General features: G+C 40.2%; 11 protein-coding genes and 1 pseudogene. 3 read left to right on the top strand and 9 right to left on the bottom strand.

The genetic code is table 11. The features are described from left to right. Nucleotides 1–60 precede the first annotated feature (60 nt). The 6 genes and pseudogenes from ACTG7Q_RS05190 to malQ form a co-directional block, all read right to left on the bottom strand. Nucleotides 61–2,508 (bottom strand): glycogen/starch/alpha-glucan phosphorylase, encoded by a 2,448-nt coding sequence (locus ACTG7Q_RS05190; RefSeq protein ID WP_439241593.1) that lies wholly within the window; start codon nt 2,506–2,508, stop codon nt 61–63. Between the two features lie 71 nt (nt 2,509–2,579). Continuing rightward, the gene (gene glgA / locus ACTG7Q_RS05185) at nt 2,580–4,010 is read right to left on the bottom strand and encodes a glycogen synthase GlgA (RefSeq protein ID WP_439241591.1); all 1,431 of its coding nucleotides are present in this window, start codon (nt 4,008–4,010) and stop codon (nt 2,580–2,582) included. Between the two features lie 105 nt (nt 4,011–4,115). After that, nucleotides 4,116–5,423 (bottom strand): glucose-1-phosphate adenylyltransferase, encoded by a 1,308-nt coding sequence (gene glgC / locus ACTG7Q_RS05180; RefSeq protein ID WP_439241589.1) that lies wholly within the window; start codon nt 5,421–5,423, stop codon nt 4,116–4,118. A 144-nt stretch (nt 5,424–5,567) separates the two neighbouring features. Continuing rightward, on the bottom strand, nt 5,568–7,541 hold the full coding sequence (gene glgX, locus ACTG7Q_RS05175) for a glycogen debranching protein GlgX (protein WP_439241587.1): 1,974 nt from the start codon (nt 7,539–7,541) through the stop codon (nt 5,568–5,570). Nucleotides 7,542–7,991: 450 nt separating this feature from the next. Beyond that, nucleotides 7,992–10,295 (bottom strand): annotated as a pseudogene (gene glgB / locus ACTG7Q_RS05170) (1,4-alpha-glucan branching protein GlgB); the annotation flags it as partial. Then, entirely contained in the window at nt 10,292–12,376 is a 2,085-nt protein-coding gene (gene malQ / locus ACTG7Q_RS05165; RefSeq protein ID WP_439241585.1) for a 4-alpha-glucanotransferase, read from the bottom strand. The pseudogene glgB and the gene malQ, both read right to left, overlap by 4 nt. A gap of 270 nt (nt 12,377–12,646) precedes the next feature. Here malQ and ACTG7Q_RS05160 point away from each other — a divergent pair, with 270 nt between their 5' ends. Then, nucleotides 12,647–13,030 (top strand): type II toxin-antitoxin system RelE/ParE family toxin, encoded by a 384-nt coding sequence (locus ACTG7Q_RS05160; protein ID WP_439241583.1) that lies wholly within the window; start codon nt 12,647–12,649, stop codon nt 13,028–13,030. Nucleotides 13,031–13,034: 4 nt separating this feature from the next. Next, nucleotides 13,035–13,334 (top strand): helix-turn-helix domain-containing protein, encoded by a 300-nt coding sequence (locus ACTG7Q_RS05155; RefSeq protein WP_439241581.1) that lies wholly within the window; start codon nt 13,035–13,037, stop codon nt 13,332–13,334. Here ACTG7Q_RS05155 and ACTG7Q_RS05150 read toward each other — a convergent pair. Genes ACTG7Q_RS05150 through glnS form a run of 3 tightly spaced genes read right to left on the bottom strand, consistent with a single transcriptional unit; the run spans nt 13,331 to nt 15,640 of the window. Beyond that, complete coding sequence (locus ACTG7Q_RS05150) at nt 13,331–13,771, bottom strand: YcgN family cysteine cluster protein (protein ID WP_439241579.1); 441 nt, start codon at nt 13,769–13,771, stop codon at nt 13,331–13,333. The genes ACTG7Q_RS05155 and ACTG7Q_RS05150 overlap by 4 nt on opposite strands. Nucleotides 13,772–13,828: 57 nt before the next feature. Then, the gene (locus tag ACTG7Q_RS05145; protein ID WP_439241577.1) at nt 13,829–13,975 is read right to left on the bottom strand and encodes a hypothetical protein; all 147 of its coding nucleotides are present in this window, start codon (nt 13,973–13,975) and stop codon (nt 13,829–13,831) included. After that, on the bottom strand, nt 13,976–15,640 hold the full coding sequence (gene glnS / locus ACTG7Q_RS05140; RefSeq protein ID WP_439241575.1) for a glutamine--tRNA ligase: 1,665 nt from the start codon (nt 15,638–15,640) through the stop codon (nt 13,976–13,978). It lies immediately after the preceding gene. A gap of 194 nt (nt 15,641–15,834) precedes the next feature. Here glnS and ACTG7Q_RS05135 point away from each other — a divergent pair, with 194 nt between their 5' ends. Then, on the top strand, nt 15,835–16,998 hold the full coding sequence (locus tag ACTG7Q_RS05135; protein WP_439241573.1) for an efflux RND transporter periplasmic adaptor subunit: 1,164 nt from the start codon (nt 15,835–15,837) through the stop codon (nt 16,996–16,998). Nucleotides 16,999–17,005: the final 7 nt, after the last annotated feature.

The raw sequence follows: 17,005 nt of genomic DNA, 5'->3' as shown, positions 1-17,005 counted from the left end.
CTGCGGTCAAAATATTCAATTTTTTTGACCGCAGTTGCACTTTATCAAAACGCTATTTGATTAAGCCAATTTCAGTGGCTCAATATGCCAGATTTTTTCCGCATATTCCGCAATAGTACGGTCAGATGAGAAGAAACTCATGTTGACAATATTTTGTAATGCACTGTCAACCCAAGCAGCTTGATCTTTATATTTCTCATCCACGGCTTTTTGGGTTTCTACATAGCTACGGAAATCCGCAAAGGCTTGATAGAAGTCGTGGTATCTTAATCCATTCAATAAATCTTGATAACGATTTGGATCATTTGGTGAGAAACGGCCTGAACTGATTTGGTCAACCACTTCACGTAATTGCTCGTCGGCTTGATAAATATCAAATGGACGATAACCTTGACGGCGTAATTCTTCTACTTGCTCAACGGTATTACCAAAGATAAAGATATTATCTTCGCCGACATTTTGTAGAATTTCAACGTTGGCACCATCTAGCGTACCTAAGGTTAATGCACCATTTAGTGCAAATTTCATATTACTGGTGCCTGATGCTTCCGTACCCGCTAAAGAAATTTGTTCTGAAATATCTGCTGCTGGAATAATGATTTGTGCAAGGCTCACGCTGTAATTTGGAATAAATACGACTTTTAAGCGACCTTGTAAGCGTTCATCATTATTGATGACGTTCGCAATGTCATTAATCAAATTAATGGTTTGTTTTGCAGCATAGTAGGCTGACGCTGCTTTACCCGCAAGAATGAAAACACGTGGTGTCCAGTCTTTTTCTGGGTGAGCCAACATTTCATTGTAACGAGCAATAATGTGCAATACATTCAAACTTTGACGTTTGTACTCGTGAATACGTTTCACTTGAACGTCAAATAACGCATCTGGATTTAATTCCACGCCCAATTCTTTTTTCACGTAATCCGCTAAACGCACTTTGTTAGCACGTTTAATGGCTGGAATGGTTTTTCTCACATCTGGATCTTGAATGTGTTTTTTGAACTGTTCAAGCTGAGTTAAATCACGACGCCATTCAGTGCCAATGTATTTATCAAACAATGCCGATAAATCAGGGTTGGCTAACGCAATCCAACGACGTGGTGTAATCCCGTTGGTGACATTGGTGAAACGTTCTGGATAAATGCGAGCAAAATCGGCAAAGGTTGATGTCACCATTAAATCAGAATGAATGGCGGCTACCCCATTGACTTTGTGTGAACCGACCACGGATAACCACCCCATACGCACTTTACGTACATCGCCTTCTTCTACCAAAGAAACACGGCGGATAAAGTCATTATCGGTTGTTACATGATTTCTCACATGCTCTAAGAAATAATCGTTGATTTCCAAAATCATTTGTAAATGACGTGGTAAAATTTTCGCCATCATTTCCACTGGCCATGTTTCTAAGGCCTCTGACATTAAAGTATGGCAAGTATAAGAGAAAATGCGGCAACACATATCCCATGCTTTACCCCAAATATAGCCATTTTCATCCACTAAAATACGCATTAATTCAGGAATCGCTAAAGCTGGGTGGGTGTCATTTAAGTGAATGGCTACATGATCAGCAAGATTTTCAATGGTACCGTGAATACGCACATGACGGCGGATAATATCTTGCAATGAGGCAGACACTAAGAAATATTCTTGGCGTAAACGCAATTCTTTCCCTGCGGTGGTAGAATCATCTGGGTAAAGCACACGAGAGACGTTTTCAATAGATGAACGTTCTTCAATCGCACCAAAATAATCCCCTTTGTTAAATTCTGCCAAATTAAAAGTATCACTGGCATTGGCAGACCACAAACGTAATGTGGTCGCACTGTCATTGTCATAGCCAGGGATCATTTGGTCATAAGCAAGTGCGGTGATTTCTTCGGAAGGATTCCATACACATTTTTTGCCTTCAAAATAAATATGACCGCCAAAGCGAATGTCAAAACGTTTAGAAGGGCGAATAAATTCCCAAGATGAACCTTTTTCTAACCACGCATCCGGTTTTTCAACTTGATGTCCGTCCTCAATATGTTGTTGGAACATCCCATATTCATAACGAATACCGTAGCCCATACTTGGAATAGCTAATGTGGCTAAGGAATCCATAAAGCAAGCGGCTAAACGACCTAAGCCCCCGTTTCCTAAACCTGGGTCAACTTCTTTTTCTAACACATCTTCTAAATCGACATCTAATTCGGCAAGTGCTTTACTTACCGTGGTATAAACGCCTTCCGCTAACATAGCGTTAGATAAAGTACGACCGATTAAAAATTCCATTGAAAGATAATAAACTCGGCGAGTTTCTTCCGCTCTGGATTGTTTGGCGGTAGAAATCCATCCCTCGGTGACTAAATCACGTACGGCATATAACGTGGCATTTAACCAGTCACGTTGGCTGGCTTCTTCTGGCGAACGTCCGATAAGGTAAACTAATTTATAAACAATGGCTTTTTTCAGCGACTCTACGTCATTAGATGGACGTGCATAATTTTGAATTTCGTGCATAGAAATAATCCTAAATAATCAATAAAAATAAAAAGTGCGGTATTTTAACCGCACTTTGACGACTTTTACAACTAAATTCTGTTATAAAGTGCCAGATAATGTCTTGCGGCTAATGCCCAGCTGAAATCTTGAGCCATGGCATTCGCTCTGACATTCACCCATAAACGTTGTTTTTTCCATAACGCAAAGGCATTGTTAATGGCATAACGCAAGCCTTGTGGGTCAGCATGTTCAAATACAAAACCAGTAGCAATACCGGCTTTAATGTTCTCACTGGTGCTGTCCACTACGGTGTCAGCAAGGCCACCTGTTTTGCGAACTAAAGGCAATGTGCCATATTTTAAACCATATAATTGGGTTAATCCACAAGGTTCAAAACGACTTGGTACTAAAATAACGTCACCACCTGCGACCATAAGGTGAGATAAGGCTTCATCATAACCGATTTTCACCGCCACATTGTTTGGATAATATTGGGTTAAGCCCCACAATCCTTGTTCAAAATGTTGAGCACCAGACCCTAGCACAATTAACTGTCCACCTTGGCTAACGATTTCATCGGTGGTTTCCAACAATAAATCCACACCTTTTTGTTCGGTTAAACGGGTAATCATGACGAAAACCGGCACATCTGGATTTTGTGGTAAATTGAAATAGGCTTGTAACTGTTCCTTATTCTTTTTCTTACCAGCCATAAATTTTAATTTATAGTGGTCCGTAATATAAGGATCGTTATTTGGATGCCAAATATTGTCATCTACCCCGTTTAAAATTCCGTGTAAACGTCCTTGATAAGCTAAGGTGCCTAATAGGCCTTGTAAACCATAAGCAAATTCTGGTCGAGTGATTTCTTGGGCGTAAGTTGGACTCACGGCGGTGACAGCATCAGAATAATATAAGCCGGCTTTCAAATAAGACATTTCGCCATATAGTTCTAAGCCATCCACATGGAACATGCCTGCAGGTAAACCAATTTCGTATAAATGATGATATTCAAATCGGCCTTGGTAAGCGAGATTATGAATCGTGAATACGGATTTAGCCGGTTTACCTTTGTTATATAAATACGCACTGGTTAAGCCAGCGTGCCAGTCGTGAGAATGAACCACTTCGGCGTTCCACCAACTGTCTAATCCTGTAGCCAATTCTGCACCAACCCAACCGAGTAAAGCGAAACGTTTATAGTTATCGGTGTAATCTTGATACCATTGATCGTGATAAGGATTACCTTGACGATCGTATAAATGCGGTGCATCAATAATATACACGCCTACCCCATTGTATTCACCATAACGTAATAAAATACGGCCAGCAAAATTGTAAAATTCAGCCACCACATAGGTTTCTGGAATCCCTGCAAAAATCGCAGGATAACCTGGTAATAAAACGCGTGCATCAATCCCCTCTTGCTTTTGTGCAAAAGGCAATGCCCCCATCACATCGGCTAATCCGCCGGTTTTGAGTAATGGATAGAGTTCAGAACAAACGTGTAATACTCTCATTTAATTTTGTTTTCCTTGAATAAATAAAACCCTCACCACCCGAAAATCCAACTCCCCTCTCCCTTTGGGAGAGGGCCAGGGTGAGGGTAATGAGGGTGAATAAAATTAATCTAAATGGGTTTCGTCACCAATGTGTTCACCGGTTAATTTTTTAACCATGGATTCTGTCACTAGCACCACTTTACCTGTACTACTCACACGGAAACGTTGACGATCTTCTTCAATGTTTATCCCAATGTGAGTGCCATCAGGAATCACCACGTGACGGTCGATAATACAGTTTTTCAACACACAATCTTTACCAATGGTCACTTGTGGTAAAATGACGCAGTGATCGACACTGGAATTGGCTTTAATTTTTACATTGTTGAATAACACGGAATAACTAATGCTTGCGTCGGTAATCAAACATCCACCAGAAATCAACGAGTTATCCACCGGTTTAACATGTGGGTTATTGTAGAAGAATTTTGATGGATAAGTTTGTTCTGGATTACCACGAATTGGCCAACGTTGATCGTAAATATCTAATTGTGGTTTTTCAGATACTAAGTCAATGTTTGATTGCCAGAAACTGTCTAAGGTACCCACATCACGCCAGTAAATTTCGCCATCGGTATTGCGCCCCATGCAAGAACGGCTAAACGGATGTGCATACAATACGCCCTCTTCCAAGGATTTCGGTAAAATATCTTTACCAAAGTCATGGGAAGTGTAAGGTGATTTAACTTCACGATCTAATACATCATATAAATAATCCGCATCAAACACATAAATCCCCATGGAGGCCAATGAAACATCTGGTTTACCAAACATAGCAGGTGGATTTTCAGGTTTTTCCACGAATTCTTTCACTTTCAAATTCTCATCAACCGCCATAACACCAAATTCGGACGCTTCTGAACGAGGTACTTCAATACAACCTACGGTACATTTTGCCCCACTGGTCACGTGGTCGAGCAACATTTGGCTATAATCTTGTTTATAAATATGGTCACCGGCTAAAATCAATACATATTTTGGTTTATAGTGGTTTTTCAAAATCGCCATATTTTGATATACCGCATCCGCCGTGCCACGATACCATGTGGAATTATCAATTTGTTGACGCGCTGGCAACATATCCACAAATTCCCCACGTTCTTGTGGCAAGAAAGACCAACCGTTTTGCAAATGACGTAACAAAGAATGTGCCGCATATTGTGTTACCACGCCAATGCGGTTTAATCCCGAGTTAATACAGTTTGATAAAGCGAAATCAATAATACGACGATTACCACCAAAATACAGTGCAGGTTTTGCACGTTTATCGGTTAATTCGTGTAAACGAGAACCACGTCCACCCGCTAAAATTAACACCAAGGTTTCTTTAACAAGTTCGAATCTGTTGGGTACTGCTACTTTGCTACTCATAATTATTCTCCATAAATAAAATTTCGGGTTAATCGTTTAGTTAAAATGGTGAGAATTTCATCATCTGTCATCACTATACAGAAAATAAAAATAAAATTCTGTGATAGACTTCAAACTTTTGAAAAAATTAATTAAAAAAAACGTTTATTTTCGTTGTAATACACAGAAATCTAAGGTTTCAAGCAATAAACCTTGCCCTTTTAATGGCTTGGCTTGTTGTGACACTAAAATTTCCCAATTTCCCTCCGGTAATACAAAATTCTGCAATTCATCTTTTGCGTTGATCACGAATAGCCATTCATCATCTAATAAGATTTGCATGGCTTTTATAGCTTTATCGTTCCAATGCACCACTTGCATAGGGTGGCTAAATTCATTTAACCAAGTCACGTTCTGGTCTGTCCACCACTGATCGCAAGATAAACTGCTGATTTTTTTACGTAACTGAATGATTTTCTGGGTGGCCGTAAATAAATCATGATTAAATGCCGACCATTTCAACCAAGCAATTTGGCTATCCTGACAATAGGCGTTGTTGTTGCCATATTGTGTATTCCCAAATTCATCACCGGCCAATAACATGGGCGTCCCATTGGATAATAACAACGTACGTAATAACGCCACACTGGTTAAAAATCGTTGTTTTTCCACCGCACTTTTTTCAGCTAACGGCAAGCCATCGGCGGATCCCTCCACACCATGGTTGTAACTGTAATTTTCATTACGTCCATCACGGTTATCTTCGCCATTGGCCAGATTATGTTTATGGTTGTAACTGACTAAATCACGCAAGGTGAAACCATCATGTGCGGTGATAAAATTTAACGTTTTATGCGGTTGTTGTCCCTCTTTTCGGTACATATCACTTGAGCCAGCAAAGCGTTCTGCTAACGCACCTAATGCGCCATTTTTCCATAACCAGAACTGTTTAATATCATCACGATAACGATCATTCCATTCAGCAAAATACGGTGGGAAATTGCCGACTTGATAGCCACCCTCGCCTAAATCCCAAGGTTCGCTGATCATTTTGCAACGGGATAATAATGGATCCTGTTCAATGGCCTGAAATAATAAAGAATGCGGATTAAAATGGGGTTGTTCTCGCCCTAAGCTACTGGCTAAATCAAAACGGAAACCATCAATATGGTATTCTTTCACCCAATATCTTAAACAATCCAACACCCAAGCTCGGCCTTGTGGCGTCGATAAATTTAAGGTATTGCCACAGCCTGTCCAGTTTTCATAATATCCATCTGCATTGTGATAATAATAAGCCTCATCATCAATACCTCGTTGACTAAAGGTTGGAAAATGTTTTTCGCCCTCGGCACTGTGATTAAATACCACATCTAAAATCACTTCAATCCCCGCTTGATGCAAGGCTTTGACTGCTTGTTTAAATTCATTTTCTGGATTATCCGTCGCCGCATAACGAGGCTCTAATGCAAACATGGCTAAGGGGTTATAACCCCAATAATTGTGTAAGCGTTTTTCTTGTAAGTGCGGTTCATCTACCGCATAATTTACGGGCAATAATTCAACTGCTGTAATGCCTAATTGTTTTAAATAGGTGATACTTTTCGGATGGGCTAAACCCGCATAGGTGCCTCGAATATGCTCGGGTAAATCCTTGCGTAATTGGGTAAAGCCTTTCACGTGTAATTCATAAAGAATACTGTTTGCCCACGGAATTTGTAGCTGGTCATCACCTTGCCAATCAAAATCAGAAGGCGCAGTCACGACGCCCTTCGGAGCAACTTTCGCATTATCACGAGCGTCGTTTAATAAAAACCATGCTCGTTTGTTGATGGTGGATAAATCAGGTTTCCCAACGACTTTTTTGGCGTAGGGATCTAACATTAATTTGTTGGGGTTGTTCAAACTTTTTTCATCTTTAGGATAAAGACGGTAAGCGTATTTTGTCCCCACTGCTACATTGGCTAACCAACAATGCCAAATATCTTGTTCATTTTTCGCCATGGCAATGCGTTGTTCCTGATCGTTATCATCAAATAAACATAACTCAATGCGACTGGCTTGGCTTGAATAGAGGGCAAAATTCACCCCTTGTTGATTATTGCGAAATTCAACATTCGCCCCTAATAATGTACTCATAAAATAATAATTTAAAAATAATCCATTAACATCAAAGCGTTTGGAATGGTGTAGTTAACTACACCACTCCGTTACGCAATGTTCTACCTGTTATACTTCGGCCGTTTTTTTCGCTTTTGCTTTGGTTGCTTTTTTCACAGTTTCAGTTTCTGAGGCTACTTTTTTGACCGTACTCGCTTTCGCTTTGGTGGTTTTGGTCTCCGCTTTTGCTTTCACTGTTTTTTTCACCGGCTCTGCCTCTAACGCCGCTTTTTTAGTGGTGACTTTGGTCGCCTTTTTAGCGGTCGTTTTTGTTGCCGTGGTAGGCACAATTTCGGTTTCGATAGGTGTAGTTATCTTACTCACATCCATTTTTACCGTATCCGATTTCTCGGATTTAGCTCGGGTTGTTTTTGCTTTAGTCGCCTCGCTTTCGGCCACCGCCGCTTTCACACTCTCCGCTTTCGTTGCTTTTGCTTTGCTTACTTTGGTTGTGGTCGCTTTTTTAGCCGTTTTTGCGGGTTTTTCTACCGCAGTTTCCGCTTTTTTAGTACGCTTTACTGCTGTTTTTCTGACCTTTTTTGCAACTTTTTTCCAACGCAAATAAACCGTTGCCAATGGCGGTATCACAATTGAAATAGATTGTTCTCTGCCATGACTTTCAATTTCTTCTGTAGTAACGACACCAGAGTTACCTACATTGGAGCCTTTATAATAAGCCGAGTCGGTATTGAGAATTTCTTCATATTCCCCTGCTTCATTGACGCCAATACGATAATTTTCACGCACCACTGGGGTAAAGTTACTGACCACCAAAATACGTTCACCGTTGCTGTCACGACGTTCAAAGGCAAATACAGAATTTTGATAATCGTCCACCACTAACCAATCAAAACCCTCTGGTTTGTTATCTAATTGATAAAGTGCGGCGTTTTCTTTGTAAGTTTTATTCAAGTCTTTGACTAATTGCAAAACGGCTTTATGCCAGCCACCGCCGTGGAAATCGTCCAATAAGTACCAATCCAGACTTTCTTGATAATTCCACTCACGGCCTTGAGCAAATTCGTTACCCATAAAGAGTAATTTTTTGCCCGGATAGCCCCACATATACGCATAATAAGCACGCAAGTTAGCGAATTTTTGCCATGCGTCCCCAGGCATTTTGCCTAACAACGAACATTTACCATGCACCACTTCATCATGGGACAATGGCAATAAGAAGTTTTCGCTGTATTGATACACCATACCAAAGGTCATTTTATTGTGGTGATATTGGCGATAAATCGGATCCAGTTTCATATAAGAAAGGGTGTCATTCATCCAACCCATATTCCATTTGAAATGGAACCCTAAACCGTTATTTTCAGGCGGTAAGGTGACGCCAGCAAAAGAGGTCGATTCTTCCGCAATACTGGTTGCCCCTGGGACTTCGGTACCCACAATGCGGTTAGTTTGACGTAAGAAATCAATAGCCTCTAAGTTTTCTCGACCACCGTATTCATTTGGAATCCACTCTCCGTCTTTACGGCTGTAATCACGATAAATCATAGACGCCACGGCATCCACACGTAAGCCGTCTAAGCCAAAGCGTTCCAACCAATATAAGCCATTACCTGTCAAGAAGTTTTTCACTTCATGACGGCCATAGTTATAAATTAAGGTATTCCAGTCTTGGTGATAACCCTCTTTTGGATCCGCATGTTCATATAACGCCGTACCGTCAAAGGCAGCCAAACCATGGGTATCACTTGGGAAATGCCCCGGTACCCAGTCTAAAATCACATTAATACCGGCCTCGTGTGCTTTAGCAATAAAGCGTTTAAAGCCCTCTGGTGTACCAAAACGGCTAGTCGGTGCATATAAACCTAACGGTTGATAGCCCCACGAACCGTCAAATGGATATTCTGAAATGGGTAACAATTCAATATGGGTAAAGCCCATATCTTTCACATAAGGAATTAACTCATCTCCTAATTGGTCATAGTCTAACCAGAAATTATTTTCTAAATTACGACGCCATGAACCTAAATGCACTTCATAAATAGAAATCGGCTGATCTGATTGGTTGGCTTTACGGCGAGCCTCAGTCATTTCCACGATTTCAGGTAAGGCACTCACTTGTGAGGCGGTATCTGGGCGTAATTGTGCAGCAAAGGCATAAGGGTCAGATTTTAAACGTAGTTGATTATTACAATCTAACAATTCAAATTTATATAATTGTCCTAAAGCCACTTTCGGAATAAAGAGTTCCCACACGCCGCTGTTCGCATGGAAACGCATTGGATGACGGCGACCGTCCCAATAGTTGAAATCCCCCACCACAGACACACGTTTGGCATTCGGTGCCCATAAACGGAAGTTAACACCTGTGACATTGTCACACTCAGTGAAATGTGCACCCAACACTTCATAAGGGCGTAAATGTGAACCCTCAGCTAATAACCAGTTATCTAATTCTTCAATCATTGGATGGAAACGGTATGGGTCTTCTACCACAATGGTTTCATGCCCCCAAGTGACTTGAAGTTGATAATCAAAGAAATCATGGGTTTGGGCTGTCACGCCAGTGAAAAATCCACGTTCATCAATTTTTTCTAATTGAATTGCCACCTCTTGCGTGGCACGATTAATCACCACTACGCTATCTGCGTCAGGCATTAACACGCGAACTTCAATCCCTCTTTCTGTTTCGTGCATACCTAACACGGAAAATGGATCAGCGTGCGTTCCATTAAAAAACGCATCAATCACGGATTGTTCTACTAATTTTTTCATAATGACTTCCTATTATGGTTAATTTCATTTAGCAACGCTTGAATGCGTTGGTCACTAAATATCTGCTCTAATGGCAATGCGAGTTTCACCTGCCAATTAGGATATTCATCAGATGTACCAGGTAAGTTAAACGACACTTCCTGATCAATCAAATTCTCTAACTGCACGCCAATCAAACGGCTTTCACTTTGAGCCAAATAACGATGAATCACCAAATTGAGATGATCGTGCATGGCCATGCTTAACGCATCACCATAATAATCATCGGGCAAATACTGATCTCGATGTAAACTATTTAATAATGCCTGTTTATCTTCTAAACGTTGTTGATATTTCTGTTGTAAAAAATCGCCTTGCAACACACCAAGTTGTTCAAACAATTCTAAATCTTTGCAATGCCAGAAACTACGTAAAGACGGTACATCATGGGTGCCAATAGTCGCAAAGGCTTGGGGTGGGAAATTTTCTGCTAGCGGAAATTCGCCATTGGCTTGTGAAAAATACAACACAAAATACGAATAAACTAAAAATTCATTTAATTTAGACCGCACTTCATCTGCCACAGTGCCTAAATCTTCGCCCACAATCACACATTGATTACGCTGACTTTCAATGGCCAAAATCGCCATAAGTTCAGCAAACGGATAAAGCACATAAACGCCATCAACTGCGGTTTTATTTTCCGGAATAAACCACAACCGGAACAAGCCCATCACATGATCGATTCTCAACACGCCAAAGTGTTGCATATTAGCTCGTAACATATCAATAAAAGGTTGGAAACCACGAGCTTTTAAAACCGTCGGATTATAAGGCGGTAATCCCCAATTTTGCCCAACAGGACCAAGAGGATCAGGCGGGGCGCCGATGGTCGCTTTGACACAATAAAGATCAGGGTCACTCCATACATCCACACTACCGCATGAACTTTGTACCGCTAAATCGCCATAAATTCCTAATTGTAACCCAGCTTTTTGAGCAAAAACTTTTACTTCGGCCAATTGTTGTTCGGTTAACCATTGTAACCACATATAAAATTCAATTTGACGTTGATATTTTTTAATTAAGGCTTTATGATTTTTTTCGCTTAATTGTTGCCATTCTTTCCGCCAACCTAACCAACCAATCGTCTTTTCATCAGCTTGTTTGGTCGGGTGCTCAATATTATCCAACACCTCAAATAAGGCTTGGTTTAACAGATTTTCACTTTGCTGTTCAACAAACGTCAAAAACGCTTGACGACGAGCCACAATCTTGGCTGTTTTACTCCGTTGACTGAATGCAAAAAGCTGTTCAAGCGCAGTGATTTTTAAATCAGAAACTGCACGATAATCTACCGCCTCTTGCTGACGTAAACGCACCAATTCAGTTTGTTGTTGAGTAAGCCAAGTTTGTACCGATTTCGCCAATTTAAATTCAGGCAACAAATCTACCGCTAAATAAATCGGATTTAACCAACGACGTGAACTCGCACTATAAGGACTGGCCCAATCTGGCACTGCAGAATACATTTTATGCAATGGATTAATCCCAATAAAATCCGCTCCAAATTGCGTCGCATGTTGGATTAAATACGTTAAATCGGCAAAGTCACCTATTCCCCAGTTACGCTCAGAACGCAAGCTATAAAGCTGGACATTAATCCCCCAGGCTTTTTGCTGTTCTAACACCGGCGATTGGAATGTGGTTTTAGGTTGCACCAACAAGCGAATTTTACGTTGTTGTTTTTTATCTGAAAGGGTTAATTGATAATAACCTACTGGCAGTGCCGGTAAACTAATTTGTTGTTCGGATTGTTGTTCAAAGATTAATTCGTTTTGTTCGTTGGTTAAACGACAGGTGGTGATGGATGAAAAGAAAGAAGAAAAAGCGTAATCTGTGACTTGCTGTGCATTTAATACTAAGACATCATCAAAATGAGCATCAGACTGACTACTTTCCGCAGACAAAAGTGCGATGAAATAATCCAATGTTTCGGGCGATGCCGTAATAAAATGCCCATCAATATCATAATGCGAAGGACAGATACCTAATTTTTCAGCTTTCTGTTCAGTAAAGCGTGGTTGTTCAGTTAAATTCATAGGCGTACCTCAAGTTTCTGGTTATATTCTAACAAGGTCAACAATAAACACAATCAATTTAGTTGAATTTTGTGATCTTTGTCATATTTGTCAATCATTCGCAGGATCACAGTGGGGCGAGTTGTAAAATGGATTTTTGTGATCTAGATTCCAAACTTAAACAGCAAAGTTTGTTGCAAGTATTATTTTGCGTTATGTTCTCGTTTCAATCGTACAAACGAGCAACTTGACAAATAAGCTGTAAGTTATAAAATGCAAGGAGAATAAGTTATGAGTTATACAGAAAATACTGACGAAGAAAAGCCAAAAAAAGAATGGACAGTGCTATTAACAGATTGTTTTTGGGATTGGGTACAACAACAAAATAGAGAAACACAACGAAGTGTTACTCGAGCATTAACGATATTAAAAATGGCTGGGCCCTATTTATCAAGACCTTATGCTGATACTGTTAATGGGTCAAAATATGCCAATATGAAAGAATTACGCATTCAACATAATGGTAGGCCATTACGAGCTTTTTTTGCATTTGATCCACTACGTCAAGCTATCGTGCTATGTGCTGGTGATAAAAGTAATGACAAATTATTTTATAAGCATATGATCCGTCTAGCTGATCAAGAATTTACCACTTATTTAAAAACATTGGAGTAACATAATGAAAACCTTAGATGACTTACTTGCCACATTTACCCCAGAGGAACAAAAAGAAATACAACAAGAAGCCGAAGAACTTATTCTTGAAGCAAGATTATCTAATTTACGCGAAGAACTAGAAATGTCACAAAAAGAATTAGCTAAATCTCTCGGTATTTCTCAACCTGCGGTGGCACAAATTGAACAACGTGGTAATGAATTAAAACTCTCCACGCTAAAACGCTATGTGGAAACGCTAGGCGGAAGATTAAGCCTTGCGGTGGATATGCCAACAGGGAAATGCCATATTTATCGGATTTAATCTATGACATACTCAAACCAATCAATCACATCTTTTTCGTGAATGCCGTTTTTAATCATGACACCAGCGAGTTTAACGGAGTTGGGATTATTGGAAATCAGCGGATGCCAGTCAAATAATGGCTTGTTCTCATAAAGTAAACGATAAGCACAAGTATCTGGCAACCAACTAAATTGAGCGAGATTTTTCTTGGTCAGTTTGGTGCAGTCATCAATTAATGTAAAACGATTGCAATAATCACCGCACTTCCCTGTTTCTAGGTTTAATAAATCACAGGCAATTCGGGTGTAATATAAGCGTTCACGCTTGCCTCGTCCCTCAATAAATTTGCGGTAACAACATTTTCCACAGCCGTCACAAAGGGATTCCCATTCCGATTCCGTCATTTCAGAAAGCGATTTTTGTTGCCAAAAAGGGAGTGATTGAGATGTTGTCATTGTTGATGATAAATACAAAATTCCCTCTCCCTTTGGGAGAGGGTTAGGGTGAGGGACTTAAGGATTTAGCCCAAAGGATTCACTACTTTTATCATATTTAATGCCAGAATGTGATCCCTCTGCTCCATTAAAATAAATATCTTTTGGTTGTGAACAGGCGACTAACACACAGGCGGTCAACACGACTAACACTAATTTTTTCATCTAAAATCCTTCTTTTAAACTCACGGTGAGATTAAACACTAAATGATCTGCACGGCTGTCTTTGTTATCCGCACAATAATAGCCTTCACGTTCAAATTGATAGGCTTGTTCCGCTTTTGCATTGACTAAAGATTTTTCTACAAAACCTTGTTTTACCACCAACGAATTTGGGTTAATGGCGGCAATAATATCCTCTTCTGCCCCGGGGTTTGGCATATCAAATAAACGGCTATATTGACGAAATTCTGCTGGGTTATTTTCTGTGGCTGACACCCAATGAATCACGCCTTTCACTTTGCGACCGTCCGCAGGATTTTTACCAAGGGTTTCAGGGTCGTAAGAACAATATACACAAGTCACATTGCCGTCCGCATCTTTTTCCACCCGTTCGGCTTTAATCACATAAGCATTACGTAAACGCACTTCTTTGCCCAATACCAAACGTTTATATTGTTTATTGGCTTCTTCACGGAAATCTGCTTGATCGATATAAAGCTCTTGAGTAAACGGCAATTCTCTTGTGCCTAATTCTTCCCGATTGGGATGATTAGGTGCGGTTAAAATTTCCGAATTTTTTAAGTTTTCAATCACGATTTTTAGCGGATTAATCACGGCCATGGCTCGTGGTGCATTGGTGTTTAAATCATCACGAATACAGCTTTCTAACGCCGAAAATTCCACCACGTTATCTTGTTTGGTCACCCCAATTCGGCGACAAAATTCACGCAAAGCAGCTGGCGTATAACCCCGACGGCGTAAGCCTGAAATTGTTGGCATACGTGGATCGTTCCAACCATCTACGGCTTTTTCTTCCACTAATTTTAATAATTTACGTTTAGATGTTAAGGTTCCCTCTAAATTTAAACGAGAAAATTCATATTGATGTGGCAATGGACGTTCAATAGAAATATGCTCCAATACCCAATCATATAAACGGCGGTTGTCTTGAAATTCCAAGGTACAAATTGAGTGGGTAATGCGTTCAATGGCATCGGAAATGCAATGAGTGAAATCGTACATTGGGTAAATGCACCATTTATCCCCTGTTTGATGGTGACTAGCGAATTTTACCCGATAAATCACAGGGTCACGCATCACCATAAATGGCGAACTCATATCAATTTTGGCTCGTAAGCTCATTTTGCCCTCGGCTACTTCGCCGTTTTTCATTTTTTCAAATAAGGCTAAATTTTCTTCAATCGGACGATCACGATATGGGCTGTTTTTGCCAGCTTCGGTTAAAGTACCACGATATTCACGCATTTGTTCCGGTGAAAGCTCATCTACATAGGCCAAACCTTTTTGAATTAATTCAATAGCATAACCATAAAGCTGATCGAAATAATCTGACGCATAATGCGGTTCACCCTCCCAATGGAAACCGAGCCATTCCACATCTTGCTTAATACTGTCCACATATTCCACATCTTCTTTGGTTGGGTTAGTATCATCAAAACGCAAGTTACATTTGCCTTGATAATCCTGTGCAATACCAAAATTCAAGCAAATCGATTTGGCGTGGCCAATATGTAAATAGCCATTGGGTTCAGGCGGGAAACGTGTGTAAACATTGCTATGTTTTCCTGATGCTAAATCTTCATCAATAATTTGACGAATAAAGTTCGTCGGACGAGTTTCGTTTGTTTCAATATTTTCTGTTGTCATATCATCAAAAGTTAAACGGTTAAAAAATTGGGGTTATTCTACACGGTTTGCGGTCAGATTACAAAGTGCGGACAAAATCTTTGAAATTTTTCCTGCAACTTTTTCCTAAAAATGCAATCTATCAATCATACTTAAGGATTTATTAAGATTTATCCCTTATACTTCTATTACTTTTATTTATTATCGGACATATTATGATGAAAAAATTATTAATTGCGGTCATTATCCTTGCCTTGGGTGCGGCAGCTTGGTTTTATTTTAAAGCAGATCAAGGATCACAAGTCACCTATTTAACCGAAACGGTAAGCCGTGGCAATTTGCAAAAATCAGTGATAGCCAGTGGCACGGTGCGGAGCTATAACCGTGTGGAAGTCGGTGCACAGGTTTCAGGAAAAATTGAGAAAATTCACGTGAGCTTAGGGCAAGAGGTGAAAGAGGGCGATTTAATCGCGGAAATTGATTCCAAAACCCAAGTTAACAGCCTGAACACGGCTCAAGCACAACTTTCTTCTTATCAAGCACAATTGAAAGCCAAGAAAACCGCTTATGATGTGGCATTGTCTGCTTATAATCGGATGTCGAAGTTATACAAACAAAATTCTGCCACCTTAGATGATGTGAATACGGCGAAAAATACCCTATCCAGTGCAGAAGCCGATATTGAAAGCGTGGAAGCCTCGATTAAACAATCGGAAATTGAAGTCAGTACGGCTCAAACCAATTTAGGTTATACCAAAATTGTTTCTCCGTTAAACGGTACGGTGATTTCGATTCCGGTTTCCGTCGGACAAACCGTGAACGCCAATCAAACTACGCCGACTATCGTACAAGTGGCAGATTTAAGCAAAATGCTGATTAAACCAGAAATTTCCGAGGGTGATATTACCAAAGTGAAACAAGGTATGCCCATTGAGTTTACCACGCTCTCCGATCCGAATACGAAATATCATGCAGAAATTAATTCCGTGGATCCGGCCATGACGACCTTAACCGATAACGGCTATACCGAAGATGTCACGGATACCAATGCGGTGTATTACTATGCGAATGTGGTAGTGGATAACCCAGAGGGCAAATTACGTATTGGGATGACCACGCAAAATACCATTACCATTGCCGATGTGAAAGATGCCTTATTAGTGCCGACCACAAGTTTACAAAAAGACGGTAATAAGGTGTATGTCAATGTGTTAAACGAGAATAAACAAGTGGAAAAACGTGACGTGACCATTGGTTTAAATGACGATGTGAATACGCAAATCTTATCGGGTTTAAACGAGGGCGATAAAGTCATCACTTCGCAAGTGGCTGAGGGTGAAACCGTGGGCAATAGCAATCGTGGCCCAAGAATATTTTAAAACTGCG

The organism is Lonepinella sp. BR2474, from assembly GCF_051851555.1.
Lineage (GTDB): Bacteria > Pseudomonadota > Gammaproteobacteria > Enterobacterales > Pasteurellaceae > Lonepinella.
Note: the sequence above shows the minus strand (reverse complement) of the source record. Positions and strands in the feature narration are given on the sequence as shown.